We start from the raw sequence: 6,982 nt of genomic DNA, 5'->3' as shown, positions 1-6,982 counted from the left end.
ATCCCCCACTACTGGGCAGATTCCTATGCATTACTCACCCGTCCGCCGCTCGTCAGCAGGGAGCAAGCTCCCCCTGTTACCGCTCGACTTGCATGTGTTAAGCCTGCCGCCAGCGTTCAATCTGAGCCATGATCAAACTCTTCAGTTTAAATCATACAAGAATCCGAAGATTCTCTATTCTTGCTCAAGACAAAACTCAATTTCGACGAGTCACTGTCCTGATATTTCGTATCCGAAATACCTCGGCCAGCGCCCACACGAATTACTTGGTTAACTTTTTAAAGAGCGTTGAGCCTCTGCTCAATCAAGGCCGCGTATTCTACATCGTTGCGCCACCTTGTCAACCGTTTATTTGAAGATTTTGATTGCTCGGTTTCTTCAATGTTTTCAAACGGTTAATTATTCTTGGGAAGTCGCCGTGAGTGGCTTGTCCCTCAGAAGTGGTGCGCATTCTACAGGCGCCAGAAAAACTGTCAACGAGGTTTTGGAATTAATTTCCGGCGGTTTCGGTTTCCACCTACCCCATTGATCAAAACACCATCAGAACGATCATTCTTTGCCCAGACTCAGGCCCTTTTGAACGGAATCAGACTGCCTGGACCGAACCAACGCCACCTTAATGCCAGTAAACCGAGCACAATCACCCCGTACACCACCATTTCGCCCACATCGCTGCGCGCCTGCCAGATGAAATGCAGCCAGGCAATGACAACAGCGGGATAGATCGACCTGTGCAGTGGTTTCCACTGTCTGCCCAACTTTTTCATCATCCATCGGGTGGACGTCGCCGCCAGAGGAACCAGCAAGAGAAAGGACACAGCACCGGCGATAACGTATGGGCGCTTGGTGAAGGTCGCCCAGAGATCGTTCCAGCCCAGAATGAACTGCAGAAAGGCAAGTACATGCAGCGATGCGTAAAAGAACGCGAACAGGCCAAGCATTCGGCGGATCCGCAGCCAGCCCGACCAGCCTGTCCAGCGTTGAAGGGGCGTCATGAACAGAGTGGCCAGCAAGAGCTGGAATGCAGCGAGACCCAAAGTCTCGGTGACTTCCTGGCCCGGGTCGGGCCCCAGACTCTGGTTAATTATATCGAGAACCACCAGTAACAGGGGCATACTTGCGAGAGTTGCCGCAGCAAGGCGAAAAGCAAGCAGCGCAGCGGAACGTGACGCCCCCGGAGCAGTCGACATCAGTAGAACTTCCGCAGATCCATGCCCTTGTACAGGTGTGCCACCTGCTCACCATAGCCGTTGAACTTCACCGTCTCGATCCAGTTGGGCGAGAGCAGACCCGACGGAAGCCGACGTTCACGCTTCTGACTCCATCGGGGGTGGTCCACCTCCGGATTCACATTGGCGTAGAAACCATACTCCTGCGGTGCCAGCATCTCCCAGGTTGTTCTGGGTCGCTCTTCCTGGAAGCGGATCCTGACGATCGACTTGATGCTCTTGAAGCCATACTTCCATGGCAGCACGAGACGTATTGGAGCGCCATTCTGGTTCGGCATGGTCTTGCCATAGAGGCCCACCGCCAGAAAACTGAGTTCGTTCATGGCCTCGTCCATGCGCAAGCCCTCCTGGTAGGGCCAGTCGATGGTGCTGAACATGGAGCGCTGACCCCGCATCTGCTCCGGATCGTGCAGCGTTTCAAAGTAGACGTATTTAGCCCTCGAATTGGGCTGCATCTGTTTGAGCACGTCGGCCAGGGGAATGCCAATCCACGGAATCACCATGGACCAGGCTTCAACACAGCGCAGGCGGTAAATCCGTTCCTGATAGTCGTGGGGCTTGAGTAAATCTTCCAGGGCGTAGGTTCCCGGTTTATCGCACTCCCCTTCCACAACCACAGACCAGGGCGTCACGGACATCTCATCGGCGTATCTGGCCGGATCGCCCTTGCCGGTGCCAAATTCGTAGAAATTGTTGTATCGGGTGACGTCATCGTAGGGAGTTTTCTCTTCGTCCGTAGAGAAGCCCGGCATGGCGACATAATCCAGCGCCTCGCCGGGCACCGGACGTGCCGCCGATGATACCAAAGATGGCACGGATAGCCCGGCGGCCACAGCAATGGTTCCAGCCATGAACTTGCGGCGGTTCAGGTAAACAGACTCAGGGGTGACGTCGGAGTGCGACAGGGCCCAGCCAGGGCGCTTCTTGATGAACATGTAAAGTCTCCGTTCAGGCATCAGCCGGTAAGGCGTTGACCGGAGACCAGGGCAAAGATTCCCCGGGCCCTGTCGCCACCGTGGGGCGGTGGCGCTATGCCCGGGAGCCGATTTCAGTCGGCGGTACCGGGAGACTTCCGGGGCTTTCCACGGAAAAGGGCGCGAACGGGCCCGGACAACGCATAGATCAGGAACCCGGTAAAGAGTACGGTTGCAGGGTCGAGTGCGATCACCACGAACACCAGAACCACCAGCAGAATGGCGGCGAAGGGTACCCGACCACGCAAATCCAGATCCTTGAAGCTGCGGTACAGGATGTTGCTCACCATCAGCACGCCGGCCCCGGCAACCACGACCATAGTCAACAATGTCAGCCAGGCAGCCGGCTCGAACTGGTGGAAGCACCAGACCAGGCCGGCCACACACGCAGCCGCCGAAGGGCTGGGCAAGCCAACAAAGAACTTTTTATCCACGGACCCTATCTGGGTGTTGAAGCGGGCCAGTCGCAGGGCGGCGCCTGCAACATAGATGAAGGTGACCGCCCAACCTACTTTGTCGAACGCATTCAACGACCAGAAGAACGCTACAAGACCGGGGGCCACCCCGAAGGCCACCATGTCGGCCAGGCTATCGTACTCCTCACCGAACTTGCTCTGGGTGTTGGTCATCCGGGCAACCCGACCGTCAAGTCCATCAAGGATCATGGAGACGAAAATGGCAATGGCGGCATTATCAAAAACGCCGTTCGCGGCGGAGACAATGGCATAGAAGCCTGAAAACAGGGACGCTGTCGTCAGCGCGTTAGGCAAGAGATAAATGCCTTTCCGGCGAACCGGCGCCCCCCCAACCAGCTCCTCTTCAACCACCTCACCCGCTTCGACTTCGTATTCGGTACCCTGCTTGCCGTTCGCGGTGTTCTTGTGTTCGGTCATGTCCAAAACTCCGGAGCGAATTTCCACGAATTATAACGAAAAACGCGGCCCCCCGGGGCCGCGTTTTCGAAAACCAGGCGGATAGCCGCTTAGTTTTTGTCCTTATCCACGATCTTGTTCGCGGAAATCCACGGCATCATGCCACGCAGTTTCTCACCGACAACCTCAATCTGGTGAGCCGCATTCTGGCGACGACGTGCGGTCATGGACGGATAGTTCAGCGCGCCCTCGGAGATGAACATCTTGGCGTATTCACCGCTCTGGATGCGCTTCAGTGCGTTGCGCATGGCTTCGCGGGACTGCTCGTTGATGATCTCAGGGCCAGTCACGTACTCACCGTACTCCGCATTGTTGGAGATGGAGTAGTTCATGTTGGCGATGCCGCCTTCGTACATCAGGTCGACGATCAGCTTCAGCTCGTGCAGACACTCGAAGTAGGCCATTTCAGGCGCGTAACCAGCTTCTACCAGAGTCTCGAAACCGGCCTTGACCAGCTCAACGGTGCCACCGCACAGAACGGCCTGCTCACCGAACAGGTCGGTTTCGGTCTCATCCTTGAAGGAAGTTTCGATGATACCGGTACGGCCGCCACCGATGCCGCTGGCGTAGGACAGGGCCAGGTTCTTGGCGTTGCCGGAAGCGTCCTGGAAAATAGCGATCAGGTCAGGGATACCACCGCCATTGGCGAACTCGGTACGAACAGTGTGACCCGGCGCCTTGGGAGCCACCATGATCACGTCCAGATCCTTACGCGGCACAATCTGGTTGTAATGGATGGCAAAACCGTGGGCAAAGGCCAGGGTGGCACCCTGCTTCAGGTTCGGCTCGATCTCAGCCTTGTACAGCTGGGCCTGGAACTCGTCCGGGGTCAGCACCATGACCACGTCGGCAGCCGCAACCGCAGAGGGCACGTCGCTGGTCTTCAGGCCGTAGGCCTCGGCCTTGGCAATGGAAGAAGAGCCGGGGCGCAGACCCACGGTGACGTCAACGCCGGATTCCTTCAGGTTGCACGCGTGGGCGTGGCCCTGGGAGCCGAAACCGATGATGGCAACTTTTTTGCCCTGGATGATGGAAAGATCGCAATCCTTATCGTAATAAACCTGCATGACAGACCTCTGTAATTGGTGATGGCTGCTGGAGCCATGAATTTCTTGCGTTGTTGGAAATCGTTAAAGGCTGAGGACCTTTTCGCCCCGGGCAATACCGGACACCCCGGTGCGAACCACCTCAAGCACGCCGGAGGTACCCACCGCCTGGATAAAGCCATCGAGCTTCTCGCTGTCGCCAGCCAGCTGAACGGTGTAGACCGAGCTGGTGACATCCACGATCTGGCCCCGGAAAATGTCCACCGTGCGCTTGATTTCGGCACGCTGGGAGCCCGTTGCCTTGAGCTTGACCAGCATCAGCTCCCGCTCAATGTGGGAACCTTCGGTCAAGTCCACCAGCTTGACCACCTCAATCAGCTTGTTGAGCTGTTTGGTGATCTGCTCGATGACCTTGTCCGAACCCGTGGTGGTGACGGTCAGGCGAGACAGGGTCTCGTCCTCGGTTGGCGCCACCGTCAGCGTCTCGATGTTGTAGTTGCGCTGGGAGAACAGCCCCACCACCCGTGACAGGGCACCCGGCTCGTTTTCAAGCAAAACAGAAATGATTCGACGCATGATCACACCCTCTCCGTTTTGCTGAGCCACATGTCTTTCATGGAACCACGGGCCACCTGCATCGGATAGACGTGCTCGAACCGGTCCACGTAGATATCCACGAACACCAGATCGTCTTTCATCGCCAGCACTTCCTTGAGCTTGGTCTCCAGATCCTCCTTCTTCTCGATCCGGACGCCCTTATGGCCATAGGCTTCCGCCAGCTTGATGAAGTCTGGCAGGGATTCCATGTAGGACTCGGCGTGGCGCGACTCGTAGTTCATGTCCTGCCACTGCTTGACCATGCCCAGGGCCTGGTTGTTCAGGTTGATGATCTTCACCGGCAGGTTGTACTGCTTGCAGGTGGACAGCTCCTGGATGTTCATCTGGATACTGCCTTCACCGGTGATGCAGAGCACTTCATCGTTCGGGTGCGTCAACTTCACCCCCATGGCTGCCGGCAAACCGAAGCCCATGGTGCCCAGGCCGCCAGAGTTGATCCAGCGATTGGGCTTGTCGAACTTGTAGTACTGGGCCGCAAACATCTGGTGCTGGCCCACGTCCGAGGTCACGAACGCCTCGCCATTGGTCAGCCGGCACAGCATTTCGATGACTTCCTGGGGCTTGATCACGTCCGGGCTGGTCTCGTAACGCATGCCGTGGAACGCCCGCCATTCATCAATCTGCTTCCACCAGGAGGCAATCGCATCCGCATCCGGCTTTTCTTTGGCTTCCTTGACCAGCGACAGCATTTCCTTAAGCACCGCTTCCACCGGGCCCACGATGGGCACGTCTGCGTCAACGGTCTTCGAGATTGAGGCCGGGTCGATATCAATATGGATGATGCGAGCGCCCGGGCAGAACTTCTCGGTGGCGTTGGTCACACGGTCGTCAAACCGGGCGCCGACCGCCAGAATCAGATCCGAGTGGTGCATCGCCATGTTGGCTTCGTAAGTACCGTGCATGCCCAGCCAGCCGAGGTGCTGCTTGTCACTCGCCGGATAGCAGCCAATGCCCATCAGGGTGTTGGTGATCGGGTAACCCAGCAGGCGCACCAGTTCGGTCAGCTGATCGGAGGCCTTGCCAAGAATCACTCCGCCACCGGCATAGATGATCGGCCGTTTGGCCGCCAGCATCATGTCGACCGCTTTCTTGATCTGGCCGGCATGGCCGCGAATGGCCGGATTGTAGGAGCGCAGCTTGACCTTCTTGGGGTAGGCGTACTCATAGCGCTCATTCGGCGTTGTCATATCCTTGGGGATATCAACAACAACCGGACCGGGGCGACCGGTGGCGGCTATGTAGTAAGCCTTGCGAATGATCTCCGGAATTTCTTCCGGGTGACGCACACTCAGGTTGTGCTTAACAACCGGACGGGAGACGCCCATCATGTCGGTTTCCTGGAACGCGTCCTCGCCAATCAGCGTAGACGCGACCTGACCGCACAACACCACCATGGGGATGGAATCCATGAATGCGGTGGCAATGCCGGTAATGGTGTTGGTGGCTCCAGGACCCGAGGTCACCAGTACGGTACCTGGTTTTCCGGTTGCGCGGGCATAGCCGTCGGCCATATGGACCGCCGCCTGCTCGTGCCGAACCAGAATGTGCTTGACTTTGTCCTGCCTGAACAGCGCATCATAAATATGAAGGGCTGCACCACCCGGATAGCCGTATATGTACTCGATACCTTCATCCTGAAGGGACCGGATCAGCATATCGGCGCCAGACAATAACTCCACGATTTTCTACCCTCTTCTACGAGTGAATGAGCCGGGAACACTCCCGGTTGCCTGGATTCACGGTGTCCGTGCTTCTTGTGAAAGCGGAACCGGCTGCTCCTCCACACCTTGATAAGAGGTTGTCTCCTGGCCAGCCGCCCTCCTGAGGGTTGCGGAGAACGGCCAATCAACGGGTTGCACGTAAGCAACAACCATCCCGCGACGAATGCGCGGCACGTTCAGTGTGGTCATTGATGGGGGATACTCGCTCGGGATTGCCTGCCGTATTGACCCCAGTCTTCAGGCAATCGGTAATTCTGACAGCGCGAAACTCCCTGTCAATAGCCGCTGCACCTTTCTGTGCCTATACTGGCCGAAGGTCTGCCGTGTCGGGCGCTGTTCTGGCACAAAGATTTGAACCAGATGGAAGAAAATTCGAGACGCTGGTGGCATGATATGCCTCAGCAAATCGATAAAACGGGCCCGGTAGTTTCAGGTTGTCCGCCTGCCCGGGAGCAGTGAACA

Annotated in this window: 6 protein-coding genes and 1 rRNA gene; all 7 read right to left on the bottom strand. The window is 57.2% G+C overall.

All coding sequences use genetic code 11. The annotated features are described in order from the left end of the window. A 16S ribosomal RNA gene (locus BM344_RS16835) occupies positions 1-148 on the bottom strand; the annotation flags it as partial. A gap of 418 nt (positions 149-566) precedes the next feature. Next, a complete protein-coding gene (locus BM344_RS16830; protein WP_091992341.1) occupies positions 567-1,190 on the bottom strand; it encodes a protein-methionine-sulfoxide reductase heme-binding subunit MsrQ in 624 nt (207 codons plus the stop codon). Continuing rightward, entirely contained in the window at positions 1,190-2,164 is a 975-nt protein-coding gene (gene msrP / locus BM344_RS16825) for a protein-methionine-sulfoxide reductase catalytic subunit MsrP (RefSeq protein WP_091992340.1), read from the bottom strand. The genes BM344_RS16830 and msrP overlap by 1 nt, the downstream gene beginning before the upstream one ends. Positions 2,165-2,277: 113 nt before the next feature. Further along, positions 2,278-3,096 carry a CDP-diacylglycerol--serine O-phosphatidyltransferase gene (gene pssA / locus BM344_RS16820; RefSeq protein ID WP_091992339.1) on the bottom strand — a complete coding sequence of 273 codons (819 nt, stop codon included), beginning with the start codon at positions 3,094-3,096 and terminating at the stop codon, positions 2,278-2,280. Between the two features lie 89 nt (positions 3,097-3,185). Next, positions 3,186-4,244, bottom strand: a complete 1,059-nt coding sequence (gene ilvC / locus BM344_RS16815; RefSeq protein ID WP_228143674.1) for a ketol-acid reductoisomerase — start codon at positions 4,242-4,244, stop codon at positions 3,186-3,188. 21 nt (positions 4,245-4,265) lie between these two features. Continuing rightward, on the bottom strand, positions 4,266-4,757 hold the full coding sequence (gene ilvN, locus BM344_RS16810; RefSeq protein WP_070970156.1) for an acetolactate synthase small subunit: 492 nt from the start codon (positions 4,755-4,757) through the stop codon (positions 4,266-4,268). Between the two features lie 2 nt (positions 4,758-4,759). Beyond that, positions 4,760-6,478: an acetolactate synthase 3 large subunit gene (locus BM344_RS16805; RefSeq protein ID WP_091992337.1), complete on the bottom strand. Its 1,719-nt coding sequence runs from the start codon at positions 6,476-6,478 to the stop codon at positions 4,760-4,762. Positions 6,479-6,982: the final 504 nt, after the last annotated feature.

Origin of the sequence: Marinobacter gudaonensis (genome assembly GCF_900115175.1) — a bacterium.
GTDB lineage: Bacteria > Pseudomonadota > Gammaproteobacteria > Pseudomonadales > Oleiphilaceae > Marinobacter > Marinobacter gudaonensis.
Note: the sequence above shows the minus strand (reverse complement) of the source record. Positions and strands in the feature narration are given on the sequence as shown.